The organism is Nostoc sp. JL23 (assembly GCF_017115065.1).
Taxonomy (GTDB): domain Bacteria; phylum Cyanobacteriota; class Cyanobacteriia; order Cyanobacteriales; family Nostocaceae; genus Nostoc; species Nostoc punctiforme_A.
The window spans coordinates 288,665-308,321 of the sequence record NZ_JABXKN010000153.1 but is presented as its reverse complement, the minus strand read 5'-3'; the positions used below and the strand labels follow the sequence as shown (position 1 = coordinate 308,321).

Genomic DNA, 19,657 nt, shown 5'->3' with positions numbered 1-19,657 from the left:
ATTTTTTTATTTAATGGCACCATACAGTAGTATTTCTTATAAATGTGATTTTATACTTGTAATAAATATTTTACCTCTGTAGATATCTACACACTTTTTTAAAATTGTCATTTTTAATGCAGTACCTAGTATATTAACACCATTCATAGTGTGATAAAATGATTCAAGAATATCTACTATATATTCTTGAAAAATACTAATCTGAAAAGCTTTAATTTCAAATACAGTTTGTCTATCTTGACTAAGGAAATTAAACTTGAAAATGCCATCATCTGAGAAATATTTAATCGTATTTGAAAACAAGTTAGTCAAAATGTATGCCAGCAGTTTTTCATTGATACAGCAGGTTACAAATTTATATTGACTGGTGAAAAAAATTAAGCGCCGATAACCCAGATTCATCTGTATTTTTTCTGGCGATTGTCGGTTATGTTCAACTAAATTGCAGGATGTTGCTCTATACTCTAATTTTTCCACTTTTAACTGGCCGATAATCAACACATCATTAAACATTTCAGTCATGATTATGTGATATTTGGGCGGTATTGGTCTGCCTTATCCTATTAGACTTACGATAGAAGTCCCAATCTTCCTCATAAACTTCAATGAAGTGAGTGTATTTGCCTGTCGTAGCTTTACGTACTATAGCGCGTGCTAGTAACCATTGGGACTTGGGTAATTGTCTCTGAATGAAAATCTGATGTTCTACCTCAAAGCAATCAATACTAGCATTACCTTTAGCTTTCTCTGTTTTTTGTGCCACTGCTTGACAGATACAGATACTTTCAGGAGTCATATTACCTTGCTTATCTACAACCAGCAGTAGTTCCAACTGCTGTTGGAACAACCGTGATAACACTGAGATGATATCCGAAAATTTTGACATATTCAATGTCATGACTAAGGTATGCATAACTTCAAAAGTATGGGCTGTTTTCAAGCTAGTTCCAGAAGCTACAAACAGTACCATATCATGCTTTGTGAAATACCCTACTAGCTGCGAAGATGAAAAAACAAGATACTTTTACCCCGTGCTACATCAGTGCGTAAGCGTAGCCTGTTGTAGAAATAGCATCTACTCTAATCGTGATGTTTTTAACACAACCTTCAGTGGCAAACAGCCAATTCTTAACTCTAAGCTTTGTAGCCCGATGATCTGAGTTAAGGCTTGCATAGATTTTAACGATAGCTATCATCAAATAATAGTTATTTAAAGTCGGTTGTCTCAGTATTTTCCAATATTTTGACAATAAAAAAGTAGTAATACTGAGATACAAACACTACAAAAAGTGTGTTAAGAATTACAAACTAGTTTATATCCAGCGGGCTTTCTGAAAGTTGAAATAACCAATCTTCGTTCCAAATTTCACCACCTTGAAAGGGCTAGAGTTAGGAGTTTTCTTTTGTCACATTGTCTCCCCTGCTTCCCGCCCCTCTGCCTCTTCACAAAGGACGTAACTGCAACCGTCGTTCGCCATAACGTAATAGCCTTTCTATAGTTACGAGCCGATTTTCCCAAACTTTGACTTGATAAGAATTCGACTTAATTTCTTGGCTCATCAATACCCGAAATTGAGACTGGAAGCGAGTTAGAGAGGCTCTCGCTACGAGTAACTTACTAGCAGAAGGGGAAGCGGCAAGTTGATTTAAAGCACTGCGTAAAACTTCTGCCTGGTTGTTAAAATCTGAAATTTTCTGAGATGGTCTTTGTCGTTGGTCATTTTGGAAAACAAATTTCCATTCCCGTTGTAGCGCGGTGTAACGGATGGCGGCAGTTTGAAAAGGCTGGCGGTGAGGAATCGGTTCACTTGTTGTAGATTGAATCCTACCTTGGGTGCTACTAAAGATTTTTTGGAGATCGTTGCTAAAATTTTCTGCGGCAAATAGTGCATAACCACTAACTGGCAAGTCCCTTACCAACTGGAGTTGATCGAATGCCCCGATGGTTGGCAAAGAAAGTAAGCGAATTCCCGGCACCAACAACGTAGCTCCTAATTGTTTAGAGGCAATCCAGGGTTGGGCTAGTCGTTGAAACCGAGAAGTATCGAGAGCATAAGTCATGGGAACAATTAAATCTACATCCCCCCGCCTTGCCCAAGTTTCCCAATTTTGTTGAATTTTTTGAATCCGTTCTTGTTCCGGCAAAGGAAATACTGCAACCGACAAAATCAAATTAGGTTGCTTTTGTCGTAACTGCTGTGATACTTGGGCGACAAAGCTATCAACTTGCTCGGTGCGAAATGTTGTCCACTTTTGCCACAAGTCTGTTTGGCTAGGAGAAATATTCACTGGATCTACACCAGTAAGTTGCTGAAATTGCGCTCTTGCAGCTTTCCCATAGCCATAGGTTCGACCTGCTGATGGGTCTTGAAAAGGGTAGCGAATGTAGTCTAGCTGTAGACCATCCACCTTATATTTAGTCACAATTTCCTCATACAGCTTGAGCAAGTATTGCCGCACTTCGGGGTTGGCTGGATCGAAGAATGGCTTGCTCTGACCAATGGGAATCATATTGCCTAAATTATCGTAGTTTGCCCAATCGGGATGAGCCGCCAGTACTGGCCCTGGATAATTAGGATTAAGGTTGAGAATTTCATTATGGCGTTGATTGCCAGCAGCAAAAGTCCAAACCCAAGCGTGTAATTCCATGTCTCGCTCATGGGCTAGTTTCACCGCTTCTTCCAGTGGATTCCACCCACGAATTAATGGGTTTTGCTCTTTTGCGACTTGGCTCGGATAAATTGTATAGCCAGCGTTAACAGTTTCAAAAAAGACGGTATTAATCCCAGCTTGGGCGAGGCGATCAAAAATCTGTGCCAGTCCCGCCTTACTACCAGCACGAACAATTGTCCCTCGATCTAACCAAACTGCGCGAATTTCTGGTTGAGCTAGCTTCCGATCGACAGGAAACTGTTGCCACAAAATTGTTTTAGCGGCCAGCCATTGCTGACGAGCCAAAGCGTAGTTTTTTTGAGCAATCAACTGGGGTAAATTTTTGGCAATTAGCCTTGCTTGTGCTAATGCTTGGTCTTTACTTATGGCTAGCGTCCCCAGTTTGGTTGAGGCCAATTGTGTTGGCTGTTCTTTGACAGACTGGGGGGTATTCAAATCCCTAGAAAACTGCTTCTCCTCAGATATTGTTTCGCCAACATTAGCTGCATCAGCTAACACCGCTAAATGAGCGCTTTCCACCCGACCAATCAGATTTTCTAGCTCTTGTTGGAGAGCGATCGCTTGCCTGTTATCAATCGGCTCGTTGGAGTTGGGTGCAACATCCAAACGCACCGCTTGTTCTAATTGGTCAATAGCCTCCTGAGAACTTGGAGGTTTGACCATAGGCAGCGGTCTAGGTATGGGAGCAGTGGCAGTTTTAGGAGGAGATGAGAGAGATGAACCGCCCCCCTGCCCCTCTGCTCTCCTGCCCCTCTGCTCCCCTGCCCCTCTGCCCCCCTGCACTGAGGACACAGCCGCCACACTTGTAGAGCAGCTTTGGGAACCTCCTGCTATTTTTTTGGTGCGATTTGATGGTGCTAGTGCTGTCAAATAGTGATTGATAGTAGTTTTTAACCAGGCATTATCCAACTCGGCTGTTGAGGCTGTATCTGTTCCCCAGCGCCAGCCCAAAAAGGTAGAACGCTCAGTTGTCACTACTGCGGCCGGATTATCTTTAGAATTCCAAACAGCAGGAGATTCACTGCCCATATCATTAGGAATCACAACGCCACCGCGCACTTTACCAAAGAGTCCAGTTTGATTTGTCCATTGTGGGATCTTGGTTTTTGCAGCTTGAATCTGTTCTGTGTCACTAAAGCTGAATCCCCAATAACCTCCCAAGAGCGATCGCAATAATTGCCGCACTCCTGGCGATGACAAACTACCTACAGGCCCACTAGCAATCAAACGCCCTCCCTTACTCATCCAGTCTTCTAGGGCGATCGCTTGAGTTGGTGTTAATGTCTCGACGTTTGGCAAAAATAATACCCGGCGATCGCCCCAATCTGCCCCACTCTTGACATCATTTAGGGAAATTACACAATATTTCACCCCTATTGTCTGTAAGCGATCGCTTATCCCTGTCCATTGATTTGCATTTTCTTGGCCATACACTACGCTCAATACGGGTTCTTCAGTCGCCGCCGTTACTGGCAAAATACTCAAAAAATTTAAAACGACAATTTCACAACTTAAAATAAATAATCTTCTAGCTTTTTTAATTTTTAAACTTATATCTTTTTGGTTTTCCTGATACTTCACCAGTGACTCCTTACTTCATTATTAATTAATTTAGTTATTACTCAGAATTCATTAGTACAGAATATAGGACTCTAGCTTGATTCCTAGTAAGTTTACTGAGATTCTCACCCGGATTAAGTAAAGCTAATATTTGGCTTTTCAAAAACCAAATAGAATTCCTATAAGCTTTTCGTAGAAGTACTTAGTGAATGACCTTCATCAATCTAGCCTATCAAAACCAGTAAAAAATGCCAAGATGGATACTCAAATTGCCCAGGAAATTCTATAGAAATTGTTAGCTATTACATTGCGAATTTCATTCCATTGGTGACTAGCTTTTTAGAAAATTTCGTGTTTACCAATTCCAATAGGCTTTTGGGTAATTGCAGAGAGTTTTCACTTAAACCTAAAATAAAAAATGCCACTCTTATTCTAATTATCTGTTTTTCAGGGTTTTGTGAGTTAAAAAAGTAATACTAGTGCATCTTAAAGCCCTCACCCTAAATCCCTCTCCCAAGCTTGGGAGAGGGACTTTGAAATTGGCTCGGCTTCCGTTCTCACAATTTTGGGAGAACGGGTTGGCGGATGAAGGCAGATTTAGTATTTGTGCAATAAGTCTAATTAGTACTCTTGACGCTCGCCAGAGTTAAACTAATAATAATTTCTCACGAGCTTTTCTAGAAAATTTTAGATAGGATCAGACAATAATTTCAACAGTTGCAATTACAATCACCAAAATTTATTAACTGTAAAAGTCAATCAAGTTTATATAAACCCACATTGATGTAGAGACGCGATTTATCGCATCTATAAAGCAATACAGTTCAGTTAAGCAATTTATTTCCTTCTCTTTCTTCTCTCTGCGTCCTCTGCGCCTTCTCTACGAGACGCTACGCGAAGGCGGTTCGTTAAAAAACTGACTTGGATAACAGAGTTTTAGCCTTAACTGAACCGTATTGATCTATAAAGACCAATTCTCTACACCAATAACCCTTGCATGAATCATATTGATGTAAAAGTAAGCAATATTTTTATATTCAATTAAAGTTTATCAATTTTGGATTTAGCATCCAAATGTTTGGATACAAAAAAATAGTTTGAATTTAAAGGCTTGAAGTTATATCAATTGAAAAAATGTTTACGACACATAACCCCACCCCCAAAACTTTCCTTGGTAATAATAGGAGTTAGGAGGGAAATTTTGATATGCACTTCATCCACCTGGGAACTACTAAAGATTAAAGAGCTAACAAAAACAGCTTAAATAATACAAGTGTTGATTAAATCTTCAACTCCTCCTACTGGTAAGATTTTTGTCTCCAGTTTGCAGGCTAGTTCTTCAATACTCATATCATCTAAAAATACCAATTCCCCATGTTTGAGCATTACATTTGGCAGTAAAATTCCGTCCCCCAAATCTTGCCCTTGTAAGTTCAATAGCAAATCATGACCCGTTAATAATCCCGTAACAGTGATTCTCTGTCCCCAATAATCACTACATAAAGCACGCATATTTACTTTTAATCCCTCAACAGAATTTAACCGTTCCAAGATAGGTTTAAAGGCGTTTTCTACTGCGTTGCCTACTACCCAAGTTAATGTCCTCTGAGGATAAACTTTTGGCGGTAGTAATTCTGTTGCAGCGACTGCAAATTGCTTGATAAACAACTGAATTGAACCAACACCATTATCAATTTGGGGATACTCTTCATATTCAGATTCGCTCGGTAATTCTTCACCAGCAATTAAAAACCACTCATCAGCTAACCAAGCGACGTTAGAGGAAAACTTTTTGCGAAATTGTTGCGAGAGTATTCGCACTTGAGAAATCACTTCTTTCGCTTTTTCTCTGGTTACGGGTATGAGTTCGTCTTCTGGAGGCCGAAACCTTGTCAATCCCACTGGCACAACTGCCACCGACGCCACCGTAGGTACTTCACCAGTATGAAAGGATGCTAAATCTTTTAGGGTTTGCTCCAGGTGTTCACCATCATTTATACCCGGACAAACAACCACTTGAGCATGAATTTGTAGCCGTCTTTGTTGAAACCACTTGAGTTGTTGCAAGATTTGCCCCGCACGGGGATTTTTCAGCAGTCTAATTCTAACTTCCGGCTCCGTGGCATGAACAGAAACATACAACGGAGACAAGCGCATTTGTTCAATCCGCTGCCATTCTCTTTCTGGCAAATTGGTCAGGGTAAGATAAGAGCCGTACAAAAAGCTTAGGCGGTAATCGTCGTCTTTAAAGTACAAGCTGGTGCGCTTACCTGGTGGCTGTTGGTCGATAAAGCAAAATGGACAGCGGTTATTGCACTGAATTAAGCCATCAAATAGGGCAGTTTCAAATTCTAGCCCCAAGTCTTGGTCGTAATCTTTTTCGATTTCCAGGCTATGAGTTTTACCAGTAGCGTCTAAAACTTCTAATTCTAAGACTTCATCAGCACACAAAAACTGATAATCAATTAAATCGCGGGGACGTGTACCATTGATTGCAACGATCGCATCTCCAACTTCAAAACCAATCTCTGCGGCTATTGAGTCTGGAAGAACCTTGGTAATTCGGGCAGGATGAATGGTAGTCATGGGGAATGGGGCATTGGGCATTGGGCATTGGGCATTATAGCGTTTCTCAGTTGAGTCTAATACAGACCTAACCCCCAGCCCTTTCCATACTAGTGTTGGGGAGTAAAATTCAAAGCCTCTCTCCTTGTAGGAGAGAGGTTTGGAGTGAGGTTAGATTGTATTACATACAAACGAGCAGTCGCTATAGTCATTTGCTTTGCACAAAGGACAAATGACTAATGACTAATGACTATCATCCTTTCCAACCTGCTGCGATCGCTAGTAAGATAACACTACCGAAGGCTAATCTATACCATACGAAAATCAAAGTGTTTTTGGTTGCTAAGTATTTGATCAAAAATGCAATTGATAGGTAAGAAAAAATAAAGGTTGAAATAATTCCTACAATTAACAGTCCAACAATGTTATCTGGCAACTGGTGTTCTTGAAACAACTTGAATATTTTCAAGCTTTTATACAGCGTCGCAATGGTAAGAGTTGGAAACCCTAGCAAAAATGAGAATTTCGCTGCTGTATCGCGTTCTAATCCTAAAAATAAGGCAGTCGTTAACGTCGAACCAGAACGAGAAACGCCTGGAATCAAAGCAAGTGTTTGTCCCAATCCAACTAAAATACCATCCCGAATCTGCAATGAATCAAAACCTCGCTTCCGAGTACCAATTTTTTCTGCCAAAGCTAGTAGAAGTGCCATGATGATTGACATGATGCCAATAATTAATGCACTCTCAGGTAAAACATCTTTCAAAAGGAAGCCAAAAATTAAAGCGGGTAGTGTTCCGACTGCAATACCGACAAGAATCTTCCATTCTTCACGTTGCCAGTCTTTAGTTTTTAATGCTTCGATCCCACCTTTGACAATACTATAAATCAGTGACCAAAAATACCCCACAATTGCTATAACACTGCCAAATTGAATTGCATCAACAAAATCTTTAGAACCTAGTTCTTTCCAACCAAATACCTTTGTCACAATTAGAAGATGTGCGGTGCTACTGATTGGCAAAAACTCTGTAATACCTTGAACAATACCTAAAATAAAAGCTTGAATAAACTCCATATACAATTAATACCTTTTTCCTATTCTAGAGATCGTGATGAACATTTTTTAGTTGATGATGTTGCTTTATATACTTTCTATTGCACCCAATCTTGTAGAAAATTCAATTTTACCGATCGATAACATCATCGAAGACGCTGACTATGTTCTTACACCCACCTCAATAAGTCAACGCAATTTAAGAAATTCATCAAACTTTAATATTTAGGGGACTAATACCAGCTCACTTTTTAACTATTAGATTTTACCCTCGCCTCTGTGTAGTCCCCCATTTACAAGGAACTACAGAACAGTTGTGTAAATAGTCCAACTTGAATGGATTCGTCAGGTGCAGAATGTTTTGTTTGGTTTGCGCCAGTCCTAGTGGAATTTTCAGTATAATTACAATGCCCCAGGGGGGGATTTGAAAATGTGATATCTTAAAGAAGATAAAGTTTAGTAACAAATATTAAAAACTTTGATTAATAATACACTGTCCTCCTACAGCGCTTCTACCCCTTCTATTGATACCGAATTGGATTTAGCTGATACTGGACAGAATGGTATCAGACAATTGGAATCTACACTTTCCTTTTCTCCCTCTCTACCCTTATCTACTTCTGCCCGACAAACTTGGTTAGTGTTTGCGGCGGCAGTGTTTTTGGTAACAGTCCCAGTATTTATAGAAGCGCCAATAGTGCGATCGCTACCAATTCTGAGTTTAGCCCTGACAGGATTTTGGGTGTGTCTAAGTTTTGCCTTAATGTCACGCCCTGCAACTTATGTCTGGGGGGATTTGCTCTTGGGGTTTAGCTGGAGTTGGTTAGCAGGAGCGATTTACTGGGGTTGGTTACGTTGGGAACCTTTATGGCATCTGCCGGTGGAATTTATCGGCTTACCGTTTGCTTGCTGGTGTCTGGCGAAGAATTGGGGCAAGGTAGGTAACTGGTTTTATTTAGGTTCTTTACTCGGTACAGTTTTAACAGATGTATATTTTTATATAGTAGATTTAATGCCCTATTGGCGGCAAATCATGAGAGTAGATGCAGATTTAGTACCGCAAATCTTACAAAATGCTCTCATGCAAGTACAAGCACCTTGGGGGCAAACTTGGGCGATACTTCTCGCCGTAGTGCTATTAACAGTAGGAATTTCAGCTTTAGGTCGAAATCAAAAACACTGGTATGCCTTTGGTGGCGCAGTTTTAAGCACAATTTTAGTAGACAGCCTATTTTTGTTAGCTGCGATCGCAGCGTGAAGAAGGCAGGTAACACTTAATATTCCAATAAGCGTGTAGGCTTCTCTTACTGAGACTTTTCCCAGCCCAATCTACGGCACATCAAAAATGATGCTATAGATGATTAATTAGTTAAGAAATATTACATAAAAATCCATCAGCATCAAGTCTTTTTTGGTAAGGTTTTCGATCTTAGAAATCGTACAGTTTGGTGTCTGCTTAGGAGGTAGAATCAGCCACCCCGAAAAGATTTCGTCTAGCTGGGAATGCTGCGGGGATCGTCAATGCAAAGCGATTGCAGCGATGTAGGTACTCTTTCCACGATGAAAATTTTTGGCAAAAGTATAGTCAAACCCAGTAACGGTAAATATTGTGGATATTAATACGCTGTATATTAGTTTCTGATGACTGCTGTGTTGACTAAGCTATCAGCTTTTGTCCTTTGTCCTTTGTCCTTCGTCCTTCGTCCTTGGCGCTCTCACGTAGAGGCATTAGCGGCTTCCCGCAGGGTATGACTAATGACTAATGACTAATGACTAATGACTAATGACTAATAACTGTTGTTAGCTTAAAACTTTTATTTCTGTTTGATGGAAAGAGGTAGAAAAATCGTGAAAGGATTGGCGCGTTTATTAACAGTGTTTAGTTTGTTACTTAGTTGCTGGGGATGGTTGGGAACAACTCAGATAGCCCAAGCTGCTAGTTTCAACAGTTTTGCTTTTCCCCAAGTCCCAGTTCTGGCAATTGAGCGGCAGAATCGGGCAGACGCTAAACTAGGAACGGAATTTGGTAAAAAAATTGATTTGAATAATACCAACGTCCGAGCTTTTCAACAGTTTCCAGGGCTTTATCCCACCCTGGCTAAGAAAATCATCACCAATGCTCCTTACCAAAAGGTAGAGGATGTATTGGATCTTGCCGGATTGAGCGATCGCCAGAAAGAAACCCTGCAAGCCAACCTCGATAAATTCACCGTGACAGAATTAGAGCCTGCCTTCAATGAAGGAGACGATCGCTTTAACAACGGTATCTACAGATAACTGAATTGCAGTTAATTTAGCAAATAGCAGCCCACTCCTGATTCTAGGGAGTGGGACTATTTATATTAGAGATAAGGGGAATGAGGGAGATGAGGAGACAAGGGAGACAAAGTAAAATCTTCCCCTGCCCCCCTGCCCCCCTGCTCCCCTGCTCCCCTGCCCCCCTGCTCCCCATACCCATTACCTTGTCTCAGATAGATATTCCCAGCCAATTTGATGTCTTAGTAGTCGGCGCTGGTGCCGCTGGACTATACACAGCGCTGTGTCTGCCAGAATCCTTGCGAGTCGGTTTGATTACCAAAGAAACCGTTGCTTTATCCGCCAGTGATTGGGCACAAGGTGGCATTGCCGCAGCGATCGCCCCAGAAGATTCTCCCACGCTGCACATTGAAGATACGATCCAGGCGGGTGCCGGTTTATGCGATCGCACTGCTGTCGAATTTCTCGCCCAACACGCCCCTAGCTGTATTCAATCCCTAGTTAACTTGGGGGTAGCTTTTGACCGTCATGGTCAAGCCTTAGCTTTAACTTTGGAAGCCGCCCATTCTCGCCGCCGTGTTCTCCATGCTGCGGACACTACAGGGAGGGAAGTTACTACCACCCTCACCGCCCAAGTATTACGTCGCCAAAATATTCAAGTCATTCAGCAAGCTTTGGCTTTGAGTTTGTGGATTGAAGCCGAAACTGGTTGCTGTCAAGGAATTAGCCTGTTTTATCAAGGTAAAATCACCTGGGTAAGAGCTGGTGCTGTGGTACTGGCAACCGGCGGTGGCGGTCAGGTATTTGCCCAAACCACTAATCCGGCTGTGAGTACCGGTGATGGGGTAGCGATCGCAGCTCGTGCTGGGGCTATCCTCCGCGATTTAGAATTTGTCCAATTTCACCCCACCGCCCTCACTAAACCTGGTGCCGATCGCTTCCTAATCAGCGAAGCTGTACGCGGCGAGGGGGCACATCTCATCGATAATGAAGGGCGACGTTTTGCCTTTGATTACCACCCTGCGGGTGAACTTGCACCTAGAGATATTGTCAGTAGAGCAATTTTCAGCCATTTACAACGTACCGCTATTGATTTGGCTACTGCCCATGTGTGGTTGGATATGCGCCCCATCCCCGCAGACAAGATTCGTCACCGCTTTCCCAATATCATCAAAGTTTGTCAGCATTGGGGTGTTGATGTCTTCCACGAACCAATTCCTGTAGCGCCAGCCGCCCATTACTGGATGGGTGGAATTGTTGCGGATCTGATGAATCGCACAAATATCCCCGGTTTGTACGCAGTGGGTGAAACCGCTAGTACTGGTGTGCATGGGGCAAATCGCCTTGCTAGTAATTCTCTGTTGGAATGTATTGTGTTTGGGGCCCAGATGGCTAATATTAAGTTAGAAAATATTGGGCTGTCCTCAGAAATACCAGTGCTACCATTACGGAAATTTAATCCCGATCCTAGTGAGTGGCACATCCAACAAACACAGCTAGAAGCACTCAGGGAGAAGTTACCGCGTCTAGTATGGGAAAGTGCTGGTATTTGTCGGGAGCAATCAAGGCTGGAAAGTGCGATCGCTACTATTGAATCTTGGCAGCAAGATTTCGCTGCCTTGCCTTTAAGTCAATTCTTGCTCGCTTTACGTCCAGTAGAACCCGCTAGTTTTCACCTACCAGATGTTGAACGGCAATTGGGACTTTGGGCAGAAACCCGAAATTTATTAGATGTAGCTGATTTAATTCTCAAAAGTGCTGCTTTTAGAACCGAAAGCCGAGGCGGACACTTCCGTTTAGATTATCCTCAACCAGACTCAAATTGGCAAGTCCACACACTTATACAAACAAATCACTGGTGGAAATCTCCACTATTGTCTTGAATCAACGACCTTAAACAGCCTGACGGTTTTCGCAACCCTAAGCACAACATCTTGAAATGAGCTGCCAAGTAAAAGACGTGGTGTCCAAGACGGTAACTACCTCATTTTGCTGCTCTACCACAATCTAAAATTCAAAATTGCCATCACCGGGTACCGCTACCATTATGACTGTCGGGACCACCATAATTTGGTGGAATGTATATGTCTTGTAAATTTTGAGAATTGACCTTGCGGGCGATTAAGGTGTTACTGCTAGTAGGTCCAAAAGAATTAGCACTTGCAGTACTGAATATACCTGTGCAAGCGGCAATTTTTGGGATCAGTATATAAGCACCTATGCAGAATATCATAAACTTTGTGATTCGGAAGTTAGTCTTCATATCTTTCAGTAAATTTACTAGTTTTTTATCTTAAAGAGTATTTTTTGTTTGCTTACGTATATTTACTGTGCTTTTTGAAAAAAGTGTTTTAACTTTATGAAATTATTGCTGGTAATGTACAAATTATTGTGGTATTCGCTTGTCGAGTAAGCTTAAGCTGCCGATATTAAATAGTCTTTATACTTAAGTGGTATTCTTAATAAGCGGTTTTTACATCAGTCTCAGGTTAGATATGTCAATGGTTTACTGCAAGTATTTTGCTTAATTCACTATTTATTAATAATATCTTAATACTCTTAAGTGTAAATACTATGTTTACTGAATTAAGAGTTCAGAAAAACATGAAAGAATACTTATTTGATTGTATAGTTTAAATTTAATGAGTAAAGATATATAAAGATAAAACAACATATTGATCGTATTAAAAGGATTTTTTAAGCTATCAAACAGCGTAATAAGCGAATAAGTACAAGTATAATTTTTAATGTAAATTTACTTACATTAAAAATTTATTTTCTTAATTATCTCTGATGACTAATTGCTTTCTGGCATCAATTATGAGGTTTAGTATTAAAGGCAAAAAGCCTTGATGGATATACATCTTAGCTAAAAATTTACCTCGCAGTATATACGCGATATTTTTTCAAAACAGTGTCTTAGACGTGTCTCCAGTCTAAAATCCTAATTTGAAGGTAAAAATTGTGACTAAAGTGAAAAAATCTGAAGACTTGACTCTTAACTAATTAAGCAAACTCGTAGCGATTTTTACCCAGGCGCTTGGCACGATACATTGCTGTATCAGCTTGTTTCATCAAAGTTTCACTGTCTTGACTGTTATATGGGTAAACACTAATGCCAATACTGGCAGAGACTCGAATTGTATAGCCGTCCAAAACAATTGGCTTGGTAATACTGCTTAAAATTTTTTCGGCGACTTTAGCAGCTATTTGAACATTAGGAATTGCCCGTAAAATCACAGTAAATTCATCGCCACCCAAACGAGAAACTGTATCACTAGCGCGTAAAGAGTTGCTGAGTCTTTCAGCGATAGTCATTAGCAAGCGATCGCCCGTCTCGTGTCCCAAAGTATCATTGACTTGCTTAAAGCCATCTAGATCAATAAACAGCAGCCCCAGCAACAAGTTGTTGTGTTGTGCCCAATGTAAGGACTCGTAAAGTTGCTCGGCAAAAAATTTGCGATTGGATAAACCGGTGAGAGGGTCGTGATACGCTAAATAACGTAAGTGGTCTTCTTTGAGTTTTAGTTCATTGTTAGAGCGGAATAGTTCAGCAGCAGTACGCTTCAACTGTTCTTCCATCAGCTTGCGCTGAGTAATATCTCGGATGACACCAACTAAAAAGAAATTGCCAGCTGAGTCTTTGTGAAGCGATCGCTTAGTGGCAATTTGGTGAGTCTGTCCATTGGCATTTGTAAATTCTTCTTCATGTTCTTGGGCTTGCTGAGTCCGAAAAACCAGATCGTCCTGTTGTCGAAACACATCAGCTTCATGTTTTGGGAAAAAGTCATAGTCTGACTTTTCAATTAATAACTTATTCGGATAACCGATAAATCGACAATACGCCTCATTTAAAACAATCCACTGGTGTTGTTCATTTTTCACAAAAATTGGATCGGGGATCGTGTTGATAACGTGATGCAAAAATTCTTTGGAACGTTTCCACTCTTCCTGTATGTGAGCAATATGACTAGTCATCCAAATAGCTGAAGTACCAAAGCAAACCAGTGAGGGAATGAGTGGTATCCACCAACCGTACAAGAAAGCAAGGTATGCACTCACGGTCAATACAAAGCAAGAAACTAAGATACAGAAGAGACTCCTAGTTGCGTGTCGTATCCGCCATATCGTCACGGCTCCCAAATAAGACCAAACAAAAACCCACAAGTATTCCACCAAGTCAGGCCAAACTTTGAGTAATGGTCTTCCATCAACAGCAGCAGAGATTAACTCACTAATAAAATAAGCCTGCAATTGAATACCAGGTACAGGCTTTGCCGTACTCATGACACTGCTGGAGTAGGGAATAAATACAAAATCTTGGAGACTGGGTGCAGTGGAGCCAATAAGTATAATCCGATCTTTGATTAAGTTTGCTTTGACTTTATCTGCCAGTACATCTCTCATCGAGACTTGGCGAAAACTACAAAATTCTCCAGACGAACTTTGACATTTGGGTTTGGGAAAATTGCTCAAAATTTGGTAGCCTCTAGCATCAGCTCCCACATAAGCACCATCATTAGCCTCAAAACGAGTAAATGCTGCCTTACCCAATTGCAAATACTCAGAGTTGCTTTTCGCTTTGGTGGGAGTAATTCCCTTTGACTTTAAATACAATAAAGCCAACTTCAGGGCAAAACTTTCGTGTGCTTCAGTTTTAACGTGCCAATACAACAAACTACGACGTACTTTACCATCAAGATCGTACAGCACGTTATTAAAGCCCACTTGATCCCGATTTAGCCCCAATGGAGGCGAAACACTAACGTTTTTGTTTTTGTCATTTGCTAATAGTTCAATACCAATTAAGTTGGGCATTGACTGATAAACATTACGCAGTTCTTGATTACCAGGCTCTACTGGTAAATTTCTGTAGATATCTAAGCCAATCGCACGGGGTTTGTGGGCATTTAATTTTTGCAATAACAGGGCAATCTTCGCATCTGGAATTGGCCACGAACGTACTTCGTTTAAATAAGTCTCATCAATCACTACGATCGTAATCCGGTCTTCTGACGGTTCATTTGGACGTAACCGAAAAAATTGATCCAAAGCCGCCAACTCCAAAGATTGCAATAATCCGATGGAGTGCAAAAGCAGGACGCAGACTGCAACGCTGGCCGCAGTAATCAATTCTCTGTGTCCTCGACTAAGCGATTGTTTCAGTCCAAAGATTAACTTCACAAAACGCTTGCCTAGCTGCTGATTCATTGCCATTACCTAGTAGGCAGAAATATTCTCTATATTCCTATAGCGATTAACTATCGGACTAAATTACATCCCAAGGTGGCTCTCAAGTGTTATAAAAATAAATTAAAATATACATCTTTTAAAGTAAATGTATTTACTTAATTTCCTTTAGCTTAAGTGTTTGCAGAACGAAATGCCGCAGGAAAATTAATAATTGGGCATTGGATAAGACCTATTATCTGTTATCAAAAACAAAAAAGCCAACTGGAAACAGATTTTACTGTACTCATCCAGTTGACTATGGGGTGTGAACTACTGAAGGCCAGTGTAGGTATTTTACTTGAAATACTTAAAGTTCCGAGACCCTGTGTAACCAGAAACTTTTGCTAGTTCCTCTAAGTTTTGGACTCCGCTATAGCTTTTACCATTGACGAGCCAAGTGGGGAAACCTTCAATTTTTGCGGCTTTACACAGTTCTGGTTGAGCTTTGAGTCCATCAGGAGCGCACTCTACCTTAATATCATTATTGATTATTTCCTCAGCTTCTTTACCAAAAAGCAGCTTTTGTTCGTGACAGTGAGGACACCAGTAAGCGCTGTATTCTTTTGCACCTACCTTCGCCAGATGCCGTGCTAAGGCTATTTCTGCCTCACCAGAAGTAGTGGTAACTTCCCAACCGAACGCTGGGTTGGGGTTTTCCTTGGGAGTAAAGGTAATTTTTGTGGGTTGTCCAGGAGTTCCAGGTGTAACATCTGATTGATTTACGCCAGCATAGACGCCTAAAGTACCAATCAGCGTTACCATCCCGACAATCAGGGCGGTAAACAAGATTTGTCCAATATCCTCCCAAGTCCGACCGATAATCGTTAGTACTAAAAGACTCACAGAGAACAAAGCTGAACCGATACAGTAAGGACAAATAGCTTTGATTTGAGATGTCAGCACATACATTAAGTAGCCGCTAAAGACAGACATAGCGATCGCGCCTACCAGCAACAGCCACCACGTCAAATTTTCCAATTGTTTGCGGTTATTGTTTTCCCCTGAGTTAAATACCAAGGGAGCCAAAGCCAATATCACCATACTGGTGTATGCCAAAAACCCAAACAAAGCTAATGGCTGACCAAAAACCGTTGCCCAAGGACTGGAAAGCACATCATTACAGCCCTTAGCACCAGCCTGTACCACACAAGCGGCACTGCCTCCGGTTAACTTTTCTATAGTGAGATAACCTGTTATCAGGGCACCACATCCAGCGATCGCGGCAATCAATGGACGTGACCATTTATGAATCCAAGGAGTAGAACGACGGCGAATCATAAATTGTTATTGGTTATTGGTTAATGGGCATTGGGCATTGGGCATTGGGCATTAATTATTTCTTCCCATGCCCCAGTCCCCATGCCCCATGCCCCAATTAAGAATGTAACTTCACTTGTTCTGCTGATTTGCTTTCACCTTTGGAGTTCCAATTGCGACGGGCAGCTTCTACGAATTGACTGACGCGAATTGGGTCAATTGGTTGCTCTATGCGTCCATGACGTTTCAGGGAACTGGAAACTATTACACCATCTGCTGCCTGCATCAATGTATCAATATTTTCCCAATTAGCCCCACTCCCGATGAACACTGGCGTGCCATTTGCTGCGCCACAAGCTAGTTCCAAATCTTCTAAGTTAGGAGGACTACCAGTAGCCCAACCAGATAAAATCACTCCGTCTGCTAAACCCCTTTCAATGGTGTCTTTCACGGCGACTGTGAGATTTGGAGAACTCAAAGGACGGGCGTGTTTTACCAAAACATCGGCCAGGATTTTAACATCACAGCCCAACTCTCGTCGATAGCGGAGTAGTTGATGGGCTTCTCCCTCAATTAATCCTTGGTCAGTTGCCATCACGCCTGTGAGGACGTTGACGCGGATAAATTGCGCCTGTACACAGCTAGCGATCGCTATTGCACTTTTGGCATCATTTCGCAATACATTTAAGCCTATAGGCAAAGTCACCAAATTCTGTATCCGCTGCACCACAATGGTCATGGCACTCACAACCACTGGATCGACTTGGTTTTTGGTAAACGGCGCGTCGAAAAAATTCTCGACAATCAGACCGTCAACCCCTCCACTTGCCAAGGCTGCGGCTTCTTGTTCGGCACGGTCAATCACCGCTTTGAGGCTACCTCCCCAACGGGGTGAGGTAGGCAGTGGTAGCAGGTGAACCACGCCAATAATTGGTGAGCGAGTTTTAAATATCTGATATAAGTCCACGTCTTTAATCCGCCTCGCGGAGTCCAGAGTCCAGAATTTTTTGACTATTGAACACCAATTCAACACCACTCCCCTGAAGGTCGGGAACCTCATAAGGGTGGCTCTTCAACGGGGAAAACCCCGCACGTGACTGGCTCCTTTTGACCCTTGACTCTTGACTTTTCATTAACTAGTCAAATGTGTTTTATGATAGTCGGTTTATTGCCTCTTTCCTCAGATGGAAATTGGCGTGAAACCTCCCATAAGATATGTTAAGATAAAACCTGGCTACAAGAGGAGTTTGCCACTCACTAGACGCAAGGCAGCTTTCCGTGGTTTAGGCGTCTTGTCCGCGCACTGTCGTAGGACTTGCCAATCGCCAGGGTAGCATTACTGCTTTATAGGCGTAGTCGCTTTCGTCGATTTCCCGGAGGGTAGCGACTTCTCACAACAGGCCCTTTGGGCGGCTTCCCGATGGGTAGGTTAACAACGCACACGCTGTGGTAATGTAAAATACCAATAGGCGAATTGTTAAAAAACATTACAAGTGTCAAATGTACCCAAAGACACTTCAATTTACCCTGGGGAACAGATTGATAAAAATATCATAACATGACCTCTATTTTTATTATTGATAGGGTCATAGGTCTACGGGCAGTTGCTGACAGTGAAAATCTGCCATCGTACTGTTATTAGAAGGATAGCGATCAGAAAAAAGCGAAACTAGCGCCAAAATGCTGACTACAAGAAAAAAAATGAAGATATTTTCAAAATATGGGTGACAAGCCAACGATTGCAATTTCTCACCTGGGCTGCGAGAAAAATCGAATTGATACAGAACACATGCTGGGAATGCTCGTAGAAGCAGGCTACGGTGTAGATACAAATGAAGAGTTAGCAGATTACGTTATTGTTAATACTTGTAGTTTTATTGAAGCGGCCCGGCAAGAATCTGTCAGAACTTTAGTAGAACTGGCAGAGGCAAATAAAAAGATCGTAATCACTGGGTGTATGGCGCAACACTTCCAAGAACAACTTTTGGAGGAGTTGCCTGAAGCAGTAGCTGTTGTGGGTACAGGCGATTATCACAAAATTGTAAATGTAATTGAGCGTGTTGAACTTGGCGAGCGGGTCAAACAGGTTAGTATAGAGCCAACCTATATTGCCGACGAAACTACACCGCGCTATCGCACTACAACGGAGGGCGTTGCTTACCTCCGGGTTGCGGAAGGATGTGATTATCGTTGTGCATTTTGTATAATTCCTCATCTTCGAGGAAACCAGCGATCGCGTACTATTGAATCTATCGTCGCTGAAGCGGAGCAGTTAGTTAGTCAAGGGGTAAAGGAAATTATTTTAATTTCCCAAATCACCACTAATTATGGTCTAGATATTTACGGTCAGCCAAAATTAGCCGAATTACTTCGCGCTTTGGGGAAAGTAGATATACCGTGGATCAGAATGCATTACGCTTATCCCACGGGACTGACCCCAGATGTGATAGCGGCCATCCAAGAAACACCGAACGTCCTGCCTTACCTGGATTTGCCCTTGCAGCATTCTCATCCAGAGATTCTCCGTGCCATGAACCGCCCTTGGCAAGGGCGCGTAAATGATGGGATTATAGATCGCATCAAAACGGCACTACCAACAGCCGTATTGCGGACAACATTTATTGTTGGTTTCCCAGGAGAAACACAAGAGCATTTTGAGCATCTACTAGAGTTTGTTCAACGGCATGAATTTGACCATGTTGGTGTCTTCACCTTTTCCTCTGAGGAAGGAACCCCAGCTTACAAGCTACCAAATCAGTTGGCCCAAGAAGTGATGGACAATCGCCGATACCAACTGATGGAAATCCAGCAACCGATTTCCCAAAAGAAAAATCAACAGGAAGTAGGCAAAATCGTTGATGTCCTGATTGAGCAAGAAAATCCTGAAAGTGGTGAATTAATAGGTCGTTCAGGTAGATTTTCCCCAGAGGTTGATGGTCTGGTGTATGTCAAAGGCCAGGCAAAGTTAGGAACCATCGTGCCAATAGCGATTCACCACGCTGATACATACGACCTCTATGGTCAAGTAGTCAATAACTAAATTGTCCTTTGTCTTTT

General features: G+C 41.8%; 12 protein-coding genes. 4 read left to right on the top strand and 8 right to left on the bottom strand.

Annotated features, from left to right (window positions below):
• Positions 1–36: 36 nt before the first annotated feature.
• The 5 genes from HWQ42_RS34110 to HWQ42_RS34090 form a co-directional block, all read right to left on the bottom strand.
• On the bottom strand, positions 37–522 hold the full coding sequence (locus HWQ42_RS34110) for a hypothetical protein (protein WP_292820241.1): 486 nt from the start codon (positions 520–522) through the stop codon (positions 37–39).
• Positions 515–970, bottom strand: coding sequence for a hypothetical protein (locus HWQ42_RS34105; protein ID WP_292820237.1), 456 nt, complete (start codon positions 968–970; stop codon positions 515–517). Before HWQ42_RS34105 ends, HWQ42_RS34110 begins: the two co-directional genes overlap by 8 nt.
• A 473-nt stretch (positions 971–1,443) precedes the next feature.
• Complete coding sequence (locus HWQ42_RS34100; protein ID WP_292820296.1) at positions 1,444–4,257, bottom strand: family 10 glycosylhydrolase; 2,814 nt, start codon at positions 4,255–4,257, stop codon at positions 1,444–1,446.
• 1,236 nt (positions 4,258–5,493) lie between these two features.
• Positions 5,494–6,819, bottom strand: a complete 1,326-nt coding sequence (locus HWQ42_RS34095) for a TIGR03279 family radical SAM protein (protein ID WP_292820293.1) — start codon at positions 6,817–6,819, stop codon at positions 5,494–5,496.
• A gap of 232 nt (positions 6,820–7,051) precedes the next feature.
• Positions 7,052–7,876, bottom strand: coding sequence for an undecaprenyl-diphosphate phosphatase (locus HWQ42_RS34090; protein WP_292820234.1), 825 nt, complete (start codon positions 7,874–7,876; stop codon positions 7,052–7,054).
• 457 nt (positions 7,877–8,333) lie between these two features.
• Here HWQ42_RS34090 and HWQ42_RS34085 point away from each other — a divergent pair, with 457 nt between their 5' ends.
• From HWQ42_RS34085 to nadB, 3 genes are all read left to right on the top strand, one after another.
• On the top strand, positions 8,334–9,113 hold the full coding sequence (locus HWQ42_RS34085; protein WP_292820231.1) for a DUF3120 domain-containing protein: 780 nt from the start codon (positions 8,334–8,336) through the stop codon (positions 9,111–9,113).
• A 590-nt stretch (positions 9,114–9,703) separates the two neighbouring features.
• The gene (psbU, locus tag HWQ42_RS34080) at positions 9,704–10,132 is read left to right on the top strand and encodes a photosystem II complex extrinsic protein PsbU (protein WP_094352300.1); all 429 of its coding nucleotides are present in this window, start codon (positions 9,704–9,706) and stop codon (positions 10,130–10,132) included.
• A 185-nt stretch (positions 10,133–10,317) separates the two neighbouring features.
• Complete coding sequence (gene nadB, locus HWQ42_RS34075) at positions 10,318–11,994, top strand: L-aspartate oxidase (RefSeq protein ID WP_292820227.1); 1,677 nt, start codon at positions 10,318–10,320, stop codon at positions 11,992–11,994.
• Between the two features lie 1,123 nt (positions 11,995–13,117).
• On the opposite strand, the gene HWQ42_RS34070 is transcribed toward nadB, so the two are convergent.
• The 3 genes from HWQ42_RS34070 to btpA all read right to left on the bottom strand — a co-directional run bounded on the left by HWQ42_RS34070 (position 13,118) and on the right by btpA (position 17,567).
• Complete coding sequence (locus tag HWQ42_RS34070; RefSeq protein WP_292820224.1) at positions 13,118–15,322, bottom strand: CHASE2 domain-containing protein; 2,205 nt, start codon at positions 15,320–15,322, stop codon at positions 13,118–13,120.
• 315 nt (positions 15,323–15,637) lie between these two features.
• Complete coding sequence (locus tag HWQ42_RS34065; protein WP_292820221.1) at positions 15,638–16,621, bottom strand: vitamin K epoxide reductase family protein; 984 nt, start codon at positions 16,619–16,621, stop codon at positions 15,638–15,640.
• 97 nt (positions 16,622–16,718) lie between these two features.
• The gene (gene btpA, locus HWQ42_RS34060; RefSeq protein ID WP_094352113.1) at positions 16,719–17,567 is read right to left on the bottom strand and encodes a photosystem I biogenesis protein BtpA; all 849 of its coding nucleotides are present in this window, start codon (positions 17,565–17,567) and stop codon (positions 16,719–16,721) included.
• Between the two features lie 753 nt (positions 17,568–18,320).
• Here btpA and rimO point away from each other — a divergent pair.
• Positions 18,321–19,640, top strand: a complete 1,320-nt coding sequence (rimO, locus tag HWQ42_RS34055) for a 30S ribosomal protein S12 methylthiotransferase RimO (RefSeq protein ID WP_292820218.1) — start codon at positions 18,321–18,323, stop codon at positions 19,638–19,640.
• The last annotated feature ends 17 nt before the right edge of the window (positions 19,641–19,657 follow it).